The organism is Bradyrhizobium sp. UFLA06-06 (assembly GCF_054820065.1).
The window spans coordinates 1-18,723 of record NZ_JADFUD010000009.1 but is presented as its reverse complement, the minus strand read 5'-3'; the positions used below and the strand labels follow the sequence as shown (position 1 = coordinate 18,723).

Genomic DNA, 18,723 nt, shown 5'->3' with positions numbered 1-18,723 from the left:
AATCGCGGCGGCTTCCGCGCGATCATTCTCTAGCGATCGGCTACCAGCAGTCCGGCGAGCCGGGGCTTGACGATCGCGGCAAACATTCCGGGATCGTCGAAAGCCCTCGCCGAGAGCATTGCCCCATGAACCGATGCCATCAGCATCTGGGCCTCCTCGTGCGGTCGCTGGTCCAGCCGGAACAGATGCTGTTCCGCGCCGGCCTGCAGCACCGAGGTGAGCCATCCCGCAAGATGATGGAAATGGGCGCGGACGCGGGATGCGACCTCGTCCGGCAACATCGGCATCTCGCCGGCAAGCATCGCGCAGACGCAGAACGGCAGCGAGGCATCGCCGATGCACGCCCGCCAGAAGTTCACGTAAGCCTGCAGCTGGTCGGCCGGGCTTGCGAACTGCTCCTGAAGCGACTTCAGGCCCAGCTCGGTCTGCTGCCGGTAGCGATCCACCAGCGCCGAGACCAGCTCGGCCTTGGTCGGGAAGTGATGGTGGATGCTCGCCTTCCGGATGCCGATGGCAACCGAGATGTCGGCATAGCTGAACCCGTTATAGCCCCCGGCGACGATGAGGGGCTGTGCGACGTCGAGAATTTTTTCAGAAGTCGAAATCATCACGTTCACGTCATGCCTACCTTCCAGTAGGTAAATTCCAGAGGCAAATCAAGGCTTTCCTCTCCTCACAGGACGTCGGAGCGCCAGATTGACTCGGATTTGGCATCTACCTACTAGTAGGAAGACAAACAAGGAGCCTGTCAATGCAAAGCCACCTTTCGACCCAATCCGCCTGGCTGCGATCCTATTATCTCGGGCGCGCCATCTTTTCGGTCGCCTGGGTCGCCGCCGCGGTTCTGTTCAGCGGCCAAGCCGGCCCCGCCGCGGTTCTGCTCGTGATCTACACGGCGTGGGACGGCATCGCCAATCTGGCTGACGCCCGGGTCAACGGCGGCCTGAAGGCCAACCCGTCCCAAGCCCTGAATGTCGCGGTCAGCGCGATCACGACGCTCGCCGTGATCGTGGCGCTCAGCCATAGCAGCTATGCCGTCCTGGCCGTGTTCGGGGTTTGGGCGATCCTCGCGGGCGTGCTGCAATTGTACACGGGCGTCAGGCGCTGGCGTCATTATGGCGCGCAATGGGCGATGATCCTGAGCGGCGCGCAGTCGGCACTCGCCGGCGGCTACATGATCAGCCAGTCCATCGGCACCGTTGCGCCGACCATTCTCGACGTCGCTCCCTATGCGGGCTTCGGCGCGTTCTATTTCCTGCTTTCCGCAATCTGGCTCGTTGCCACCGGCTATCGCCACGCGCGCGCTTAGAGTCAAAGCAACAATCTGGAGCTCCGCTCCGATTCAATCGGAACGGAGCGGGCTCCAAGCGCTGTCCGGCAGCACCGGAGAGCGCGAGCTCGCCTTCAGCGCGACGCGACTATTTGTTCTCTGGCGGCGCTGCACCCGCGGAGGCGGGTGTCGAGGCGGCGAGCAGCGGCATCGTCGGTGTGCTCTCGCCGGCATCCTCGTCGAGGAATTGCTCCACGCCGGCCTGGATCGACGACTTCGCGCTGTCCGGGCCGCGGTCGCTGAGATCGTTGTGCTGGAATTCGGTTCTGACCACCTTGATGCCGAGTCTCGCGCAGGTCTCGTCGTCGGGCACGACGCCCGGATCGGCCTTGAACACCGGATCCCTGGAGCGGAACGAGAGGATCTTGATTCTGCCGTCGGTGATGAAGGGAACGCGCAGATTGTCCAGCGTGACGACCTTCTTCACCAGGTCGGGATGCTGCTTGGCGAAGAACATCGAGATGTCGCCGCCGTTGGAATGGCCGATCAATGTCAGCTGGCGATAGTTTGCGTTCGGATAGAGCTTCTTGAGCTCGTCGATCGCATACATGATGTTGAAGACGCCGCGATTGTACTGCATGCGGCGCCCGACATATTCCTCGCCGACCTTGGTGACCATCGGCGCGTCGGTATCGAGATCATGCTGAATGCTGACCACGAGGTAGCCGCGCGACGCGAACAAATTGGTGAGGAACGAGTACTCAGTGTTCTTGACGGTGTTGCCGTGGCTCAGGATCGCGACCGGCAGCTCGATCATCTCGGCCATCGCCTGCATTTGCCGGTCGCGGCGCACCGCGACCTCGACCGTGACGTTGCGGTCGTCACGCAGAACGTCGTGGAACGACAGCGTCGTGTGACGGATGGCCCATCTGTCCGTCGTGAAATAAGCGGCCATCGCCACGATGCACAGGCAAAGGACAATGATGCCCCGTTTCATGTCGACCTCTGATCTTGCCTACGTGACCCGCGCTTCTCGCCCTGGTTTCATCGGGCATGCCGCGTGAATCGGCCTCCAGGGACCCGGCGGGCGCTTGTGCCGCCGAATATCGGGCTAGTTTTACAATCAGATGACGACGCGACGACGGGCCCCGGCGCACGATGACGGGGGCGTTTTGCGACGGTCACAAGCGGGTGAGGGGAGCGTGAATTGACGGCGCGCTGCCTTGCGGCGCCGTCAGTGGACCAGGAACGTGCGGCAGATTTCTTTTAACGCGTTTTCTTCATGCGAACGGCGCCCGCTTCGCTCGAAAACGCTCTAGTCCTGATAGGTGTTGCCGTAGAAGCCGCGCGGCTGATAGGCGGGGCGCGGCTGGTAGTAGCCCTGCGGCGCCGGCGCGTAGCCCTGATTGCCGTAATACTGCTGCTGCTGGCCATAGGCCTGCGCGTCGTAGACGCGGCGGCTCGACGGCGGTGCCGGATAGCGGCGATCGGTCGAGCTGCCGTCGGCCGGATAGATGTAGCCGTCATCGGTGCGGGCCTGCGCCGGATAGTCGCGCGGCTGCGGCGTCAGCACGACCGGGTCGCCGGCGGCGGCGGTGCCGTACTGCTCGTCATATTGCTGCGGCGCGCGGCGGGCGACGGCGGTGCCGTTGCGTCCACGCGGATTGCGCGCCAGCGCGACCTGCGACGAGCCGGTCAGCGTCACGGTGGTGTTGAGCACGCCTTCCTTCTGGACCAGCGCGTAGAGCGTGGTTGCGTTGTCGCGCGACAGCCGCACGCAGCCATGCGAGGCGGGCGAGCCGAGGCGGTTCACCGAGTCGGTGCCGTGAATCGCGTGCCCGATCTTGGTGAAGAAGATCGAGTGCGGCATCGGCGCGTCGTCGAATTCCTTGGAATAGTGATCCTCTTCCATGCGGAAGGCGCGGAAGCTGCCGTTCGGCGTTTCGCGCGACGGGATGCCGGTCGAGACCGGCCAGTGATAGCGCGCGACGCCGTCGACCGCGACGGTCATCTGCTGGTTGTCCTTGTCGATGGTGATATCGACCTTGGCGTGTGCGGCGCCGGCGGTGAAGAGCATCACGGAAGTGAACGCAATGAGGAACGAACGCATTTTACCTTTGGCCTCCAGGCCTGCTCGCGAAGCCGCGGCTCTCCGTCCCCGGCAATCAATATGCACGGAATCCGAACTTGGTTCCAGTAGCGGGCCAAGGCCGTGATCAAACGCCATGGTTAATCCCGCGCGCGGCGCAAACAAGGCCGAAGCCGGGCCTGCCTGTCACGGCGGGCTGACTTTTTCGCGAGCATGCCGCGACGACGGCCCAATCGGTCTCCGACACGCAACCATTTGGCCGCACGGGCGTTTCACAAACCCCCGGCGGCGCGTTCGCGCCGCGCATCAAGGAATCCAGATGAACAACACCAAGGTGAAGACCGCGGCCGTCGTCCCAGCCGGCCTCTCCGCGCGGCTCCTGCTTGCGGCCGCAGCCCTCGCTTTGACGCTGGTCGCAGTCCCCCATGCAAGCCATGCCCAAGGCATCGTCCGCGGCGCTCATGAGGGCGCCTATGAGGGCAATCGGGTCGCCGGCCCGGTGGGCGGCGTGGTTGGCGGCGCCGTCGGCGCCGGTGTCGGTGGCGCCATGGGCGCGGTCAAGGGCGTGTTCGGCATCCCGGATCGCGGTTACCGCCGTGGCCACCGCTGCCGCGGCTATTACCGCCACGGCCATTTCCACTGCTATTGATCGTTGAAGAACCTGTAGCCCGGATGGAGCGAAGCGAAATCCGGGTTCTGCAGGCTTGGCGATAAGGTCCCGGATTGCGCTTCGCTCTATCCGGGCTACGGGCGAGCGTCATTCCGGGGCATGCGAAGCATGAACCCGGAATCTTCGAAGTGACGGCGCGAGATTCCCCGATGCGCAATTGCGCATCTGAGGTTCGCGCTAAGGCGCGCCCCGGAATGACTTGCTTTCGCAAGTCAGTTCTTCAGCCGGTAGCCGGTTCTGAAGATCCACGCCACGATGGCCATGCAGGCGACCAGGAAGCCCACGGTCATGCCGAGGCTCAGCGGCACGCTGACATCGGCGATCTCGTAGAAGCTCCAGCGGAAGCCGGAAATCAGATAGACCACGGGATTGAGCAGGGTGATGGTGCGCCAGCCCGACGGCAGCATGTTCACCGAATAGAAGCTGCCGCCGAGGAAGGTCAGCGGCGTCACCACCAGCATCGGGATCATCTGCAGCTTTTCGAAGCCGTCGGCCCAGATGCCGATGATGAAACCGAACAGGCTGAAGGTGACCGCCGTCAGCACCAGGAAGGTCAGCATCCACACCGGGTGCTGGATATGCAAGGGGACGAAAAGCCCGGCCGTCGCCAGGATGATCAGGCCGAGGATGATCGACTTGGTGGCGGCGGCGCCGACATAGCCGATGACGATCTCGAAATAGGAGATCGGCGCCGACAGGATCTCGTAGATCGTGCCGACGAATTTCGGGAAGTAGATGCCGAACGAGGCGTTGGAGATGCTCTGCGTCAGCACCGACAGCATCACGAGCCCCGGCACGATGAAGGTACCGTAGCTGACGCCCTCGACCTCGGTGATGCGCGAGCCGATCGCGGCGCCGAACACCACAAAGTACAGCGAGGTCGACACCACCGGCGAGACGATGCTCTGCAGCAGCGTGCGCCAGGTGCGCGCCATTTCGAACAGGTAGATGGCCCGGATTGCGCGGTAGTTCATGGCGCCCTCACGAGGCTGACGAAGATGTCTTCGAGGGAGCTTTGTTTGGTATCGAGGTCCGAGATGCGGATGCCGGCATTGCGGAGATCGTTGAGCAGGCTGGTGATGCCGGTGCGGTCGCCTTTGGTATCGTAGTCGTAGGTCACGGTGCGGCCGTCGTCGGACAATTCGAGATTGTAGGCAGACAGAACATCGGGAATGGCCTCGAGCTTGTTCTGCAACTGCAGGGTCAGCTCCTTCTTGCCGAGCTTCTGCATCAAGGTCGCCTTGTCCTCGATCAGGATGATCTCGCCCTTGTTGATGACGCCGATGCGGTCGGCCATCTCCTCGGCTTCCTCGATGTAGTGCGTGGTCAGGATAATGGTGACGCCGGAAGCCTGCAGCGTGCGGACCACCTCCCACATGCCCTTGCGCAATTCGACGTCGACGCCGGCGGTGGGCTCGTCGAGGAACAGGATCTGCGGTTCGTGCGACAGCGCCTTGGCGATCATCACGCGGCGCTTCATGCCGCCGGACAGCGTGATGATCTTGTCGTCCTTCTTGTCCCACAGCGACAGGTCGCGCAGCACCTTCTCGATATGGGCGGGGTTCTTCGGCTTGCCGAACAGGCCGCGGCTGAAGCTGACGGTCGCCCACACCGACTCGAACGCGTCGGTGTGCAGTTCCTGTGGAACCAGCCCGATCATCGACCGCGCCGCGCGATAGTCGGCGATGATGTCGTGCCCGCCGATCGTGATGCGGCCCTCGCTCGGATTGGCGATGCCGCAGATGATGCTGATCAGCGTGGTCTTGCCGGCGCCGTTCGGCCCGAGCAGTGCGAAGATCTCGCCTTTGATGATATCGAGATTGATGCCCTTCAGCGCCTTGAAGCCGGAGCCATAGGTTTTCGAAAGATTGGATACGGAAATGATCGGCGACATGGAGGATCGAAAGCGTGAGGGAAGGGCGCGCGCGGACTGGGGCCCGGGCGGGCAAGATGCGGGTCAAGCGCAGATAGGGACGGACAATCCGTTCTGCAATCGCCCGCCAGGGCAGAAATTTATTCCGCGGCGTGCGCTCTGACGGGCAGTTCGACCAAGGCGACCATGTAGGTTTTCAGGTCGTCGGCGACTTCGGGGTCTGCCTTCAACTCGGTCAATGTCCGGGGGCGGGGCAGTTCCTGTCCATCGTCCCTTAGGCCCTCGGCATAGAGCTTCAGCGCCTCAGGGGCATTGCGCAAAGCCTCGTCGATATCATCGCCCGCGGACGTGCAGCCGGGCAGGTCCGGAAACCAGACGCCTACAGCGTAGTCCGGTCCGGCGTCCTCAATGATGGCAACGTAGTGAGCCAAGGTCTGCCTCAATCGGGTTTCCAACCCGCTCCCTTATAAATGGCGCACCAAGCCTTTTCCCAAGTCCTTCTTGGGGTGCGGAACGACCAGCGTTTCGCCCGACCGGGGATTCTTGAAGACGTGGTGAGAACCGGCAACCCGGACAAGGCTCCATCCCTCTCGCTCCAGGCGCCGAATGATATCGCGGCTGTTGGTCAACATGGCAATTCCGAGAACCAAGCAATCCGGACATGATGGTCCGAATCATACCGCGTTAAGTGAGCGGGATCAGGCTAGTGCTTCTTCGCCGATTTCGCCGGCTTCTTGGCGGCTGCCGCCGGGGCAGGGTGCGCGGGCGGCGCGCTGTCGGCGAGCTTCGCGACCAGCATGATCTGCACCTGGTTGTTGACCGGCGCGTTGGGCTTGGCGGGATCGAGCAACTGCTCTTCGCCGAGCCCGACCGATTGCAGGCGCTTCGGTGTGATCTTGAAGGTGTTGACCAGGATGTCGCGGATCGCGTCGGCGCGCCGCTGGCTCAGCAGCACATTGTTCTCGCGTCGTCCGGTCGATTCGATATGGCCGACGATCAGGAAGGTGTAGGGCAGCAGCGAGGAGTGCGTCAGCGCATCGGCGATCCGCCCGACCGTCTGATACGACTCCGGCAGCACGATCGGCGTGTCGACGTCGAACGCGATGTCGACGTTGAACGTCGGCAGCTTGGTCAGATCGGGGGCGATCGGCGGCCGCTTCGAGGGCGGCGGCTCGTTCTTCGATCGCGACTTCGATCGTTCGGCCACCTGCTGGCGCAGCGCGGGGACATCGATCTCGGCGTCTGTCTCGTAATGATTGAGCTTGGCGATGACGTCGTCGCGCGTGATGGCGGTCTGCGCACGCCCCGGCGCAATCGGCATCGCCAGCAAAGCCAGCGTGCCCAGCAGGGCCAAAAGGCCACGATCGCGCAAGCCTCGCCTCGACAGCCGCATCATTGATACCCCGCGTCATTGATCGCCTGGGTGCAATTGCGGCTGAGGCCCTTGGCGCTGACGAGGCAGGGCACCGACTTGCTGGTCTCCTTGGTCGAGCCGCCGCAGACCTTGACGATCTCGCGGGTGCAGGCATTCGCAACGGTGACGCGCGCCACGATCCGCTTCTGGATCGCATCGAGGGTGGAGAAGTAGCTCTCCTTGCACTGCGGCGATATCACATCGCGGTTGCGCGACAGGCATTCCTTGAGGCGGTTGGAGTCGAGATTGACGCCGCGGCAGTTGGCGGTGATGTCGGCGCCGCAGGCCTTGGCCAGTTGCGCTGCAGAATCGCCAAAGCTCATCGTCTCCGCGACCGCCAGCGACGGCGCGGTGAGCGCGATGACAAAAAGGAAAAACCTCCCCCGGACCATGGGGCCATCTCAACCCATGAAATCAACTGGGGTCAAGGGCTACCAACAGAGAAGACCGTCAAAGAACGTCGCTATGTCACACCCGTTCCACAAAGCTGTCGACCACCTTCTTCTCGCCGGCCTTTTCGAAGGCGATGGTCAGCTTGTTGCCGTCGATCTTCACCACATGGCCGTAGCCGAATTTCTGGTGAAACACCCGGTCATCCAGCGAAAAATCCGACGTCGTGCCGGTGGACTTCGCCACCAGCTCGCCCTCGATTACCATCGGGCCGCGTTTGGTGCGATTGAAGCTTTCGGAGGAGGTATCGCCCCGCGAACCCGAAAAGGACGATTGCCGCTCCTCGAAGCCGCTGCCGCCGCGGCCCCCGCCGCCGCGGTTGCGGTTGGCCTGGGCACGCTGCCAGCCCGGGGTCGAATAGCTCGAGCCGAATGATTCGAGGTTGTCGAAGCGCGAGGCGCCATACCCGCCGCTGCCGCCCCAGCCTGATCCGCCCTTGGATTCGGTGATCTCGACATTGTGCGCCGGCAGCTCGTCGAGGAAGCGCGAGGGGATCGTGGTCGACCAGGTGCCATGGATGCGGCGGTTGGTGGCGAAGTAGATCTTGGCGCGGCGGCGCGCCCGGGTCAGCCCGACATGGGCGAGGCGGCGCTCCTCCTCGAGCCCGGCGCGGCCCTGTTCGTCCAGCGTGCGTTGGCTCGGAAACAGGCCTTCCTCCCAGCCCGGCAGGAACACGTTGTCGAATTCCAGGCCCTTCGCCGAATGCAGCGTCATCAGCGACACCGCCTCGTCGCCGGCCTCGCCGTCGCGGTCCATCACCAGCGAGATATGTTCGAGAAACCCTTGGAGGTTCTCGAATTCCTCCATCGAACGCACCAGCTCCTTGAGGTTCTCCAGCCGGCCGGCGGCATCAGCCGAGCGGTCCTTCTGCCACATCTCGGTGTAGCCGCTCTCGTCGAGCACGATCTCGGCGAGCTCGGTATGCGAGGTGACCTCGCGCTGGGCGCGCCAGCGGTCGAACTGCATGACGAGATCGCGCAAGGAGCCGCGCGCCTTCGGCTTCAGCTCGTCGGTCTCGACCACGGCGCGCGCCGCCTCGAACAGCGGAATGCGGCGTTTGCGGGCATGGTCGTGCAGCAGCTGCACGGTGGCGTCGCCGAGCCCCCGCTTGGGCACATTGACGATGCGCTCGAAGGCGAGATCGTCGGCCGGCGAATTGATGGTGCGCAAGTAGGCCAGCGCATCGCGGATTTCGGCGCGCTCGTAGAATCTGGGGCCGCCGATCACGCGGTAGGGCAGGCCGAGCGTGACGAAGCGGTCCTCGAATTCGCGCATCTGGAACGAGGCGCGCACCAGAATGGCGACGTCGTTGAGGTTTTCACCCGCGCGCTGCAGCTCCTCGAGCTCCTCGCCGATCGCACGCGCTTCCTCCTCCGAATCCCAGGAGCCGGTGACGGTGACCTTCTCGCCGTCGACATCCTCGGTGCGCAGCGTCTTACCGAGCCGGCCTTCATTATGCGCGATCAGATGCGAGGCCGCGGCCAGGATATGGCCGGTGGAGCGGTAATTACGCTCGAGGCGGATGACCTTGGCGCCGGGGAAATCGTGCTCGAAGCGCAGGATGTTGTCGACCTCGGCGCCGCGCCAGCCATAGATCGACTGGTCATCGTCGCCGACGCAGCAGATGTTCTTGAGCTGCGTTGCGGTTGCCGTATCCTCCGTCATTCCGGGATGCGCCGCAGGCGCAGACCCGGAATCTCGAGATGAGTCTTCATTGCTTCGAGATTCCGGATTCGCCTCTTCGGCGCGCCCCGGAATGACGGGAGCGTCGGTTGCTCCCGGAATAATCTCGGACAGCGCGCGGCCCGGCCGCGACGGCGCCTGCGACAGCAGGCGCAGCCACAGATACTGCGCCACGTTGGTGTCCTGATATTCGTCGACCAGGATGAACTTGAAGCGGCTCTGGTACTGCCGCAGCACGTCCGGATTTTCGCGGAACAGCCGGATGTTCTCGAGCAGCAGGTCGCCGAAATCGGCCGCGTTGAGGATCTTCAACCGCTCCTGATAGGTCGCGTAGATCTTGCCGCCCTTGCCGTTGCCGAACGAGGCGGCTTCGCCCGCCGGCACCTGCGATGGCGACAGGCCGCGATTCTTCCAGCCGTCGATCAGGCCGGCCAGCATCCGCGCCGGCCAGCGCTTGTCGTCGATGTTCTCTGCCTGCAGCAATTGCTTCAACAGCCGCACCTGGTCGTCGACGTCGAGCACCGTGAAGTTGGATTTCAGCTGCACCAACTCGGCATGGATGCGCAGGATGCGGCCGCCGATCGAGTGGAAGGTGCCGAGCCACGGCATGCCCTCGACCGCCTGGCCGAGCATTTGGCCGAGCCGCAGCTTCATCTCGCGCGCCGCCTTGTTGGTGAAGGTCACCGACAGGATTTCGTGCGGCCGCGCGCGGCCCTGGCTCAGGATATGCGCGATGCGCGTCGTCAGCACGCGCGTCTTGCCGGTGCCGGCGCCGGCAAGCACCAGCACCGGACCGTCGAGCGTCTCGACCGCCTCGCGCTGCTCCGGATTGAGGCCGTTCAGATATTGCGGACCGGCCGCCGCCCGCGCACGCGCGGCGATGCCGCCAGCCGCCGGCTGGTGCTCGGGAACGCCGTGATGGGGCAATTTGCTCGGCTCGGTCATTGGCGAATCGTCTCGGCCCCACGATGGCACCGCAGGATGGTGAAGGGGAGCCTTCTTAACAGGGATTGAAGGCCATATAGGGCCTGATCGGCCGTTTTGACAGGTTTTATCGCGACTGACGGGAACGCTTTCGCCGGCAGCCCACCATCAATGCTGGTTCCGGAAATCGACGAAAATTTCGCGGTTTCACGCGCAGGAACCCGCGTTTCCCGGCCGGATTGTTTCAACAGGTGCGCGCCGGACGAAGGTCCGCGCCCGAGAAACAGCAAGGAAACGAAGCGGAGTTTTGATCATGCTGAGCTGGGTCGTCACGTTCCTGGTCATCGCCCTGATCGCGGGCATTTTGGGCTTTGGCGGCATCGCCGGCGCCTCGGTCGAAATCGCCAAGGCGATCTTCTTCATCGCCGTCATCCTGTTTCTGGTGTCGGCGGTGGTCGGATTGGTGCGCGGCCGCACAAGGGTCTAGCGAGGCCGCGAACCGGCGGCCGCTTTGCTTGAAAACGGCAAGTTATTTCGCCGAGGGCATCGCCACGTTGCGGCCGATGCCCTCGGGACGTGGTACACCCGCATAGCTGGCGACGATCGCGCGAGCGCGGGCGCGGATATCGGGCGGAAACGGCGCCACCTTGCGCGCCTCCATGTCGATGTGCAGCGTGAGGTTTTCCGAGGTCGCGGAGAGCCAGCCCTCGGTGGCATGGCGCAGCTCCTCGAATGTGTGCAGCCGCTTCTCGTCGGCGCCGAGCAGGTGGACGTGGACTTGCACGGGATCGCCGAGATGAATTTCCCTGAGATAGCGGACGTGGCACTCGGCGGTGAAGGTCGAGCACTGCCGCGCCTTCATGTAGGCCGGCCCGATGCCGAGCTGCAGCCACATCTCGTCGATGGCGCGGTCGAACATCACGTTGTAGTAGGCCATGTTGAGATGGCCGTTGTAGTCGATCCATTGCGGCTCGATCTGCATCACCGAGGATCTGAACGGGGCCGGCGGAAGCGGCACCTCGCTCGTGGCAGTCACTGAAGTCATGATCCATCCCCGGTTTGCTGGCGTTTGAGCATGAGCTTTTCTGTGACTCCGGCGTCCACTTTTTCAAGTCAGGCTCTCTTGACCCCTTATACAAGCTTTGCCACGGTCGGCTAAAGGTGGGAGGAAATTTGACGTGGCGACAACGATTTCGAGCAATGTGACGCGCCCTGAGCCGCAGGCCCTGAAGCGCGCGATCGACGCGCTGGCGGCGCGGTTCGGCAACCGGCTCGTCACGTCGCAGGCGGTGCGCGAACAGCACGCCCATACCACCACATGGCTGCCGACCCAGCCGCCGGATGCGGTCGTGATGGCGCAGGAAACCGCCGACATCCAGGACGTGGTGCGAATCTGCGCCGCCAATCGCGTGCCGGTCATCGCCTTCGGCACCGGAACCTCGCTCGAGGGGCAGGTCAACGCGCCCGCGGGCGGCATCTGCATCGATCTGCGCGACATGAACAAGGTGCTCGAGGTGCATGCCGAGGACCTCGACTGCGTGATCCAGCCCGGTGTGACGCGGAAGGCGCTCAACGAGCATCTGCGCGACCAGGGCCTGTTCTTTCCGATCGATCCCGGCGCCGATGCCTCGCTCGGCGGCATGACCTCGACCCGCGCCTCCGGCACCAACGCGGTGCGCTACGGCACGATGCGCGAGAACGTGCTGGCGCTGAAGGTGGTGCGCGGCGACGGCGAGATCATCACGACCGGCACGCGCGCCAAGAAGTCGTCGGCCGGTTACGACCTGACCCATTTGTTCGTCGGCGCCGAAGGCACGCTCGGCATCATCTCCGAACTGACCATCCGTCTGCGCGGCATTCCCGACACGATCGCGGCGGCGGCCTGTTCGTTCGAGACGGTACGCGGCGCCTGCCAGGCCACGATCCTCGCGATCCAGACCGGCATTCCGGTCGCCCGGATCGAGCTGCTCAATGCCGCGCAGGTGAAAGCCTGCAACAGCTATTCGAAGCTGTCGCTGCCGGAGACGCCGCTGCTGCTGCTGGAATTCCACGGCAGCGAGGTCGAGGTCGCCGAACAGTCGAAGAATTTCCGCGACATCGCCGCCGAATGCGGCGGCGGCGACTTCACCTGGACCACCAAGCCTGAAGACCGCACCAAACTGTGGCAGGCCCGGCACGACGCCTACTGGTCCGTCAAGGCGCTGCGCCCCGGCGACAGCATCGGCGTGGTCGCGACCGACGTCTGCGTGCCGATCTCGCGGCTTGCTGACTGCGTCACCGAGACCGAGGAGGATCTCAAGCGGCTTAATCTGCTGTCGCCGATCGTCGGTCATGTCGGCGACGGCAATTTCCACTGCTCGCTGCTCTGCGACGTCGACAACAGGGACGAGATGGCGCGCGGCGAGGAGTTCATGCACCGCCTGGTCGAGCGCGCCCAGGCCATGGACGGCACCTGCACCGGCGAGCACGGCATCGGCCAGGGCAAGCAGAAATATTTGCGGGCCGAACTCGGCCCGGAGGCGCTCGACGCGATGCGGGCGCTGAAGCATGCGCTCGACCCGCAAAACATCTTCAATCCCGGAAAGATCGTCCCGGCCGCCTGAGGCGCCGTCACGCCGCGCAGGGGCCGCCAACGTCCGCGCGGTGCGCGTCGTGCGTGGAACTTTTCCGCCAGCCCGGCGTCTCTCTTGTGTTGCCGCGATGTGTGCGGTGCGCGGAGGAGAACGCCGTGATCGGACGGGTAATCGGAATTGCGGTTGTGGTCCTTGCGATGGCGCTGTCGGGCGATGCGATCGCCCGAGGCGGTGGCGGGCACGGTGGCGGCCATGGCGGAGGACATGGTGGCGGCCATGGGCATGGTGGTGGCCACGGGCACGGCGGTGGCCATGGACGTGGCGGGCATGGCTTCGGCCACATGCATTTTGGCGGCGGCCATGGCGGGTTCGGCCGTTCGCACGCGATCTCGCGATCAGGCTTCGCCGGCCATGGCGCCTTCGCGTCGCGCGGGGGCGGCAATTTCGGCCGGATGCGAAATGCCGCGATCGCACCAGGCCATATGCGCAATACGTTCAACTCGCTGTCGCGCAACGGCGCATTGCGCAACGGCCGGCTGTTGAGCAACCCGGCGGCGCGCGCGCAGATCGCCGCGGCCGCGGCGCTCGCCGGCTGGCATGGCGGGGCGGTGGCCAACGGCTGGTGGCAGCATCCCGGCGGCGGCTATGGCTGGGTCGGTCCGCTGTTCTGGCCGTTCGCGTACAACGACATCTACGACTACGCGATCTGGGGCGACGACATCGGATTCTGGGGCTACGGCTATCCGGACATCTATGCCGGCATCTTCGGGCCTTATGGGTATGACGATCTCCGGGGCTATCTGCCGGAGCGCCGGACGGGCCGCCGTTACCGCGGCGGCGGGCGCATCGAGCAGATGTGCGGCAATGACAGCCGTTCGGTCGCCGGCCTGCCGGTGGATCAGATCGCGGATACGGTGCAGCCGACCGAAGCGCAATCGGTGGCGCTCGGCGAGCTCGGCAACGCGTCGCTCGCGGCTGCCCAGGTCATTCGGGCGGCATGTCCTGCGCAGGTGGTGTTGACGGCGCCGAACCGCCTCGCGGCCATGCAGCAGCGGATCGAAGCGATGGTCACCGCGGTCGGAATCGTGAAGCCTCCGCTGGAAAAATTCTACGGCCTGCTCGATGACGAGCAGAAAGCGCGGCTCAACGCGCTTGCCGAGAACCAGCGCAAGGAAGCCGCGGCCCGTGATCCGAACGCGACGGTCGCCCAGAGCTGCGGCGCCGCACAGCCTGCGCTGCAGGAATGGCCGACGGGCGAGATCGAGGCGCGGCTGCAGCTGAGCGACACCCAACGCGGTGCGCTTCAGGTGCTGCAGGACGCCAGTGCCGACGCCGCGCGGAAGCTGAAGGCCGCGTGCCAGACCAACGAGGCGATGACCCCGCCCGCGCGTCTTGCCTTCGTTGCCAAGCGGCTCGACGTCATGCTGCAGGCGGTCAGGGATGTCCGCGCCGCGCTTGAGAATTTCTATGCCACGCTCAGCGATGAGCAAAAGGCGCAGTTCGAGGCGATCGGGCCGAAACGATCTGCGTAGAGTGTTGTCGGTTCGCGCGAAAACGCGGCAAGCGAGAGTCCCGCAGCCTCGGCTCTGACGCAATCAGAACCGAAATGGGCTTTATTCCATGAATTCGACATCAATTCGCGCGGGGATCGGCGGCCGGTGTGGCCGCCGGGCCATAGTGTGCACCTCTTGCTCGGCACGAAGTGGACTCCGCGGTTCACAGGTTGCGCCAAGGCCAGCTATGCTTGCCGTGCTTTTTTCAAGGTGCGGCGATGTGGTGGTTCAACAAGGCCGGGCGCAAGGATATCTGGGACGATCCCGTCGAGCGTCCGCTCGGCGACATCGAGGCTGCGCAGCGGATCCGTGCGATCTGCCGCGATGCCGCCGCCTGTGCCGAGGCGGTCGGCTCGCCCGACAAGCGTTCACCGAACAAGCAGCAGATCGAGCGTGATCGCTACGAGCGTGCCGCCAAGGTCGCGATGGAGACCGCGATGAAAATCTCCGACGAGCTGGTGCGGGATTCCGCGGTGCGCGAGATCGTCGGCCTCTGCATGAAGGCCAATAACGTCAAGACGGGGCGGGCGCTGTTTCGTGCCATCCACGCCGGCTCGATCAAGGCGGAAGTCCTGAGGGAGCATCCGACGCTCGAGGGCGAGCAGGCCTGAGGCCGTTCGGTCGAGAAGAGTGCCCGTAGCCCGGATGGAGCGTAAGCGAAATCCGGGACGGTTCATCGACGCACGAGAAAATCCCGGATTGCGCTTCGCTTCATCCGGGCTACGCAGCTGAGTCGCCCAAAATTTTGTAGCTCCGTCATTGCGAGGAGCGATAGCGACGAAGCAATCTATGCTTCCGCATATGCCACGCGATGGATTGCTTCGCTTTGCTCGCAATGACGGAGGATAGTGCGTAGCCCGCATGAGCGAAGCGATATGCGGGAACGGTTTCCCGGGTATCGCTTCGCTCACCCGGGCTACGGACTGATCCCATCAATCTTTACGCCTGTCCGCCGAGCGTGCGGACCGCTTCGTCGACGCTGCGGAAGACGTGGTCTCGCGGCAACACCTCGTAGAGACCGAAGCGCTCGAAGGCGTCCTGCGCGCGCTCGGATTCGAGCCGCGCCACCGCCACCGTCACGCCGTCATCGCGGCATTCGCGGAACAGGTCGCGCAGCGCCTGCGCCGCCGTGAAATCGATCTCGATCATGCCGCTGGCCTCGATCACCAGCAGCCGCGGCTTGGGTGTCGTCGCGCTGATGGTCTTGAGCACGCCGCTGTGGAAGCTTTCCGCGTTGAGGAACGACAGCGGGGCCTGCAGGCCGACGACGGCAATGCCGGGCGTGCGCTCGCCTGTGACGTGCGGGCCCGTCGGCCACCAGATCGTGGTGCCGGGCACATGGACGAATTCGGCAAGCTGGCCGCGCGTGGTGGTCCAGATGCCGTGCAGCAGCGACAAGGCGATGCCGACGGCGACGCCTTGCTCGATTGGCAGCACGATGATCGCGGCTGCTGTCGCCACCACCAGCAGGAATTCATAGAATGACTGACGGAAGATCGCGACGATTTGCTTCACGCGAATGATGCGCAGCGCCACGAACAGCAGAACCCCGCCGAGTGCCGCATCGGGCACGTGCTGCAACAGCGTCGCGCCGAACGCGAGCAGCGCGAGCACGATGGCCGCGGCAAACAGCCCCGAAAGCTGCGTACGTCCGCCGGTCTCCGACACGATGCCGGTCCGCGGCGGGCTGGCGTTGACGGGAAAGGCGCCGAACAGCCCGGACAGCAGGCTGCCGGCACCGGCGCCGAGGAAGTCGCGATCGACGTCGGCCGGCTTGTCCGGATCTGACAGGAACGAGCGCGTCGTCGCGGCGGTCTGCACCATGACGACAACCGCGATCAGGATCGCCAGCGACAACAGTTTGACCCATCGCTCCGGTGCAATATCCGGAAACGATGGCGTCGGCAGCGTTCCAGGCACAGAGCCGACCACCTTGACGCCCTTGCTTTCGAGATGGCCGGCGATCACGGCGACGGTGGCCACGACAAGGCCGATCAACGCGCCCGGAATGCGCGCGCTGATCTTCTCCGATCCGGCGACCAGCGCCAGCACGCCGAGGCCGATCGCCAGCGTGTAGAAATTGGTTTGACCGATCTTCTCGGTGAGCACCCCGACCTTGTAGAGCGTCGGCCCGTCCGGCGTGGTCAGGCCGAGCACGCCGGGCAATTGCGAGACCAGGATGTGGACGGAGATGCCGGCAAGGAAGCCCACCGTCACCGGCGTCGACAGCAAATTGGCGATCCAGCCGAGCTTGAACAGGCTGCCGGCGATCATGATCGCGCCGACCATCAGCGCCAGCGCCATCGCGAGCGCCTGATAGTCCGGCGAGCCGGCGGTCGCCATCAGCGCGAGGCCGCCGGCGAAGATCGGCGTGATCGTGGAGTCGGCGCCGCAGGACAGGAAGCGGTTGGCGCCGAACATCGCAAAGCCGATAGAGCCGGCCATGAAGGCGAAGAAGCCGATCTGCGGCGAGAAGCCGCCGAGCCGCGCGGTCGCCATCTGCTCGGGGATCGCGATCGCGGCGAGCGTCAGCCCGGCGATCAGGTCACCCGGCAGGTCGCTTGGCCGGAAGGCCCTGAGCGAACTGAAGATCGGCCAGCTGGCGCGCGTCTGACGATCCTGGCCCATCGGGGTCCCATGAGGCTTGCGGCGATTCCGCAATAGTCCGACATGGCGCGGCCAAAAGCCAGCGGACAGCAGTGTGCGCTGGCGCGAAGGCCTAGCCGATATTTTGCAGCGCCGGGAAGGTTTCCAGCAGCCAGACGCTGACGCTGGACACTGCGCCGGTCAGGAAGCCGATGCCGGTGACCACCATCAGCGCGCCCATCACCCGCTCGACGGTGTCGAGATGGCGCTTCATCCGCGCAAACAGCGAGGAGAACTGCTTGACCATGAAGGCCGCGAGCAGGAACGGGATGCCGAGCCCGGCGGAATAGACCGCGAGCAGGCCGGCGCCTTTTGTCACCGTGGCCTCCGCGGCCGCGATCGAGAGGATCGCGGCGAGGATCGGCCCGATGCATGGCGTCCAGCCGAAGGCGAAGGCCAGGCCCATGACATAGGCGCCCCACAGCCCGACCGGCTTGGGCGCGGTCAGCCGTCCCTCGCGCATCAGCAGGCCGATCCGGGTCACGCCGAGGAAGTGCAGGCCCATGATGATGATGACGATGCCGGCCAGGATCGAGAGCTCGGCCGACCAGGCGCGCACCAGCCCGCCGACGAAGGACGCGCTGGCGCCGAGCGCGACGAACACGGTGGAGAAGCCCAGCACGAACATCAGCGCCGCCGTCATCACCGCACGCTTGGAGGCCGCGGTGGCGCCGTCCTGGTTGACCTGCTCGATGGTCGCGCCGGTCAAATAAATCAGATAGGGCGGCACCAGCGGCAGCACGCAGGGCGACAGGAAGCTGACCAGACCGGCGATCAGGGCCGCCGGGATCGAGACGTCGTGCATCAATGAAACCTTCGCAGATAGCGCTCCTGTCTTGGCGTCTACGCGGCCAACAATCCAGAAGTTTCGTCGTCGCAGCCTTCAACTATGGTCACAGGGTCGTGTGCGGGGGCGGGTGCACTCACGCATCGCGAGGAATGCCGGTGAGGCGAGCATGCCGCGCGGCTCCCTCCTCGCAAGGGGAGGGAACCCTTCCGGCGTTGCCTCGCTCACGCGTCAATCACTCATGCGGTTTTTTGACCGCAAGCGGCGCCACACATTGGCTGTCGTCCCGGCCTAGTGCGCAATTGCGCACGGGGGGCCGGGACCCATAACCACAGCTGCACATGGTTGCGCGACGCTGGAATGACGAGTCCCACCAACAACATCCGCTGCAGCGTATGGGTCCCTGTGTCTTGGAAGTCTGTCAGGATGTGGGTGGGCGGGAAGCCGTTGGGTCCTTGGCGCTTGACGCCGTGAGCCGGCTCGGTCTCCCGCCCGTTCCATCTATCAACCTGAACAGTTGCACGAGGCTGCGCCAACAGACCTCGCATCACAGGGACAGGCACCGTGATCATAGCTCTTCGTTACGTCGGAATCGACATCTCCAAAAACCACCTCGACATCTTTGATGAGGCTGACGGCGTGCCGAGGCGCATTGCCAACGCGACACAGGCCATCACACAGCAGGTGGCGCGTTGGCAATGCGATGCGCTGGTCGTCTTCGAGGCGACGGGTATCTATGACCTCGCGCTTCGCGAGGCGCTGCGTCAGGCCGGGATCCAGTTCGCACGGAT

At 64.7% G+C, this 18,723-nt stretch carries 19 protein-coding genes and 1 pseudogene; 7 read left to right on the top strand and 13 right to left on the bottom strand.

Annotated features, from left to right (window positions below):
- Positions 1 to 29: 29 nt before the first annotated feature.
- A complete protein-coding gene (locus IF803_RS10110) occupies positions 30 to 617 on the bottom strand; it encodes a TetR/AcrR family transcriptional regulator (protein ID WP_461192042.1) in 588 nt (195 codons plus the stop codon).
- Between the two features lie 134 nt (positions 618 to 751).
- On the opposite strand from IF803_RS10110, the gene IF803_RS10105 reads away from it, so the two are divergent.
- Positions 752 to 1,309: a DUF308 domain-containing protein gene (locus tag IF803_RS10105; protein WP_461192041.1), complete on the top strand. Its 558-nt coding sequence runs from the start codon at positions 752 to 754 to the stop codon at positions 1,307 to 1,309.
- A 109-nt stretch (positions 1,310 to 1,418) separates the two neighbouring features.
- On the opposite strand, the gene IF803_RS10100 is transcribed toward IF803_RS10105, so the two are convergent.
- Together IF803_RS10100 and IF803_RS10095 are read right to left on the bottom strand one after the other, a co-directional pair.
- Entirely contained in the window at positions 1,419 to 2,267 is an 849-nt protein-coding gene (locus tag IF803_RS10100) for an alpha/beta fold hydrolase (protein ID WP_461192040.1), read from the bottom strand.
- A gap of 318 nt (positions 2,268 to 2,585) precedes the next feature.
- Positions 2,586 to 3,380 (bottom strand): L,D-transpeptidase, encoded by a 795-nt coding sequence (locus IF803_RS10095; protein ID WP_028342162.1) that lies wholly within the window; start codon positions 3,378 to 3,380, stop codon positions 2,586 to 2,588.
- A gap of 298 nt (positions 3,381 to 3,678) precedes the next feature.
- Between IF803_RS10095 and IF803_RS10090 the strand changes: the two genes are divergently transcribed.
- Positions 3,679 to 4,008: a hypothetical protein gene (locus tag IF803_RS10090; protein ID WP_028342161.1), complete on the top strand. Its 330-nt coding sequence runs from the start codon at positions 3,679 to 3,681 to the stop codon at positions 4,006 to 4,008.
- Positions 4,009 to 4,241: 233 nt separating this feature from the next.
- Here IF803_RS10090 and IF803_RS10085 read toward each other — a convergent pair whose 3' ends face one another.
- The 7 genes from IF803_RS10085 to IF803_RS10055 all read right to left on the bottom strand — a co-directional run bounded on the left by IF803_RS10085 (position 4,242) and on the right by IF803_RS10055 (position 10,394).
- Positions 4,242 to 5,003 (bottom strand): ABC transporter permease, encoded by a 762-nt coding sequence (locus IF803_RS10085; protein WP_028342160.1) that lies wholly within the window; start codon positions 5,001 to 5,003, stop codon positions 4,242 to 4,244.
- Positions 5,000 to 5,923, bottom strand: coding sequence for an ABC transporter ATP-binding protein (locus IF803_RS10080; protein ID WP_028342159.1), 924 nt, complete (start codon positions 5,921 to 5,923; stop codon positions 5,000 to 5,002). The genes IF803_RS10085 and IF803_RS10080 overlap by 4 nt, the downstream gene beginning before the upstream one ends.
- A 119-nt stretch (positions 5,924 to 6,042) precedes the next feature.
- Complete coding sequence (locus IF803_RS10075; protein WP_026193132.1) at positions 6,043 to 6,333, bottom strand: type II toxin-antitoxin system HicB family antitoxin; 291 nt, start codon at positions 6,331 to 6,333, stop codon at positions 6,043 to 6,045.
- A 33-nt stretch (positions 6,334 to 6,366) separates the two neighbouring features.
- Positions 6,367 to 6,534: a type II toxin-antitoxin system HicA family toxin gene (locus tag IF803_RS10070; protein WP_461192039.1), complete on the bottom strand. Its 168-nt coding sequence runs from the start codon at positions 6,532 to 6,534 to the stop codon at positions 6,367 to 6,369.
- Between the two features lie 71 nt (positions 6,535 to 6,605).
- Positions 6,606 to 7,298, bottom strand: a complete 693-nt coding sequence (locus IF803_RS10065; RefSeq protein WP_461192038.1) for an OmpA family protein — start codon at positions 7,296 to 7,298, stop codon at positions 6,606 to 6,608.
- Complete coding sequence (locus tag IF803_RS10060) at positions 7,295 to 7,708, bottom strand: hypothetical protein (protein WP_028342155.1); 414 nt, start codon at positions 7,706 to 7,708, stop codon at positions 7,295 to 7,297. Before IF803_RS10060 ends, IF803_RS10065 begins: the two co-directional genes overlap by 4 nt.
- 76 nt (positions 7,709 to 7,784) lie before the next feature.
- Positions 7,785 to 10,394, bottom strand: coding sequence for an ATP-dependent helicase (locus IF803_RS10055; protein WP_461192037.1), 2,610 nt, complete (start codon positions 10,392 to 10,394; stop codon positions 7,785 to 7,787).
- A gap of 292 nt (positions 10,395 to 10,686) precedes the next feature.
- On the opposite strand from IF803_RS10055, the gene IF803_RS10050 reads away from it, so the two are divergent.
- Positions 10,687 to 10,860 carry a DUF1328 domain-containing protein gene (locus IF803_RS10050; protein ID WP_016846258.1) on the top strand — a complete coding sequence of 58 codons (174 nt, stop codon included), beginning with the start codon at positions 10,687 to 10,689 and terminating at the stop codon, positions 10,858 to 10,860.
- A 42-nt stretch (positions 10,861 to 10,902) separates the two neighbouring features.
- On the opposite strand, the gene IF803_RS10045 is transcribed toward IF803_RS10050, so the two are convergent.
- Positions 10,903 to 11,418 carry a thioesterase family protein gene (locus IF803_RS10045; protein WP_461192036.1) on the bottom strand — a complete coding sequence of 172 codons (516 nt, stop codon included), beginning with the start codon at positions 11,416 to 11,418 and terminating at the stop codon, positions 10,903 to 10,905.
- Positions 11,419 to 11,551: 133 nt separating this feature from the next.
- On the opposite strand from IF803_RS10045, the gene IF803_RS10040 reads away from it, so the two are divergent.
- The 3 genes from IF803_RS10040 (at position 11,552) to IF803_RS10030 (ending at position 15,110) form a co-directional block, all read left to right on the top strand.
- Positions 11,552 to 12,976, top strand: coding sequence for an FAD-binding oxidoreductase (locus tag IF803_RS10040; protein WP_461192035.1), 1,425 nt, complete (start codon positions 11,552 to 11,554; stop codon positions 12,974 to 12,976).
- Positions 12,977 to 13,101: 125 nt separating this feature from the next.
- Entirely contained in the window at positions 13,102 to 14,478 is a 1,377-nt protein-coding gene (locus tag IF803_RS10035; RefSeq protein WP_461192034.1) for a Spy/CpxP family protein refolding chaperone, read from the top strand.
- A 239-nt stretch (positions 14,479 to 14,717) separates the two neighbouring features.
- Positions 14,718 to 15,110: a hypothetical protein gene (locus tag IF803_RS10030; RefSeq protein ID WP_461192033.1), complete on the top strand. Its 393-nt coding sequence runs from the start codon at positions 14,718 to 14,720 to the stop codon at positions 15,108 to 15,110.
- A 328-nt stretch (positions 15,111 to 15,438) separates the two neighbouring features.
- Here IF803_RS10030 and IF803_RS10025 read toward each other — a convergent pair whose 3' ends face one another.
- Together IF803_RS10025 and IF803_RS10020 are read right to left on the bottom strand one after the other, a co-directional pair.
- The gene (locus IF803_RS10025; RefSeq protein ID WP_461192032.1) at positions 15,439 to 17,127 is read right to left on the bottom strand and encodes a SulP family inorganic anion transporter; all 1,689 of its coding nucleotides are present in this window, start codon (positions 17,125 to 17,127) and stop codon (positions 15,439 to 15,441) included.
- A gap of 91 nt (positions 17,128 to 17,218) precedes the next feature.
- A complete protein-coding gene (locus IF803_RS10020) occupies positions 17,219 to 17,950 on the bottom strand; it encodes a cytochrome c biogenesis CcdA family protein (RefSeq protein ID WP_461192031.1) in 732 nt (243 codons plus the stop codon).
- A gap of 546 nt (positions 17,951 to 18,496) precedes the next feature.
- On the opposite strand from IF803_RS10020, the pseudogene IF803_RS10015 reads away from it, so the two are divergent.
- Positions 18,497 to 18,723: pseudogene (locus tag IF803_RS10015) on the top strand (IS110 family transposase); the annotation flags it as partial.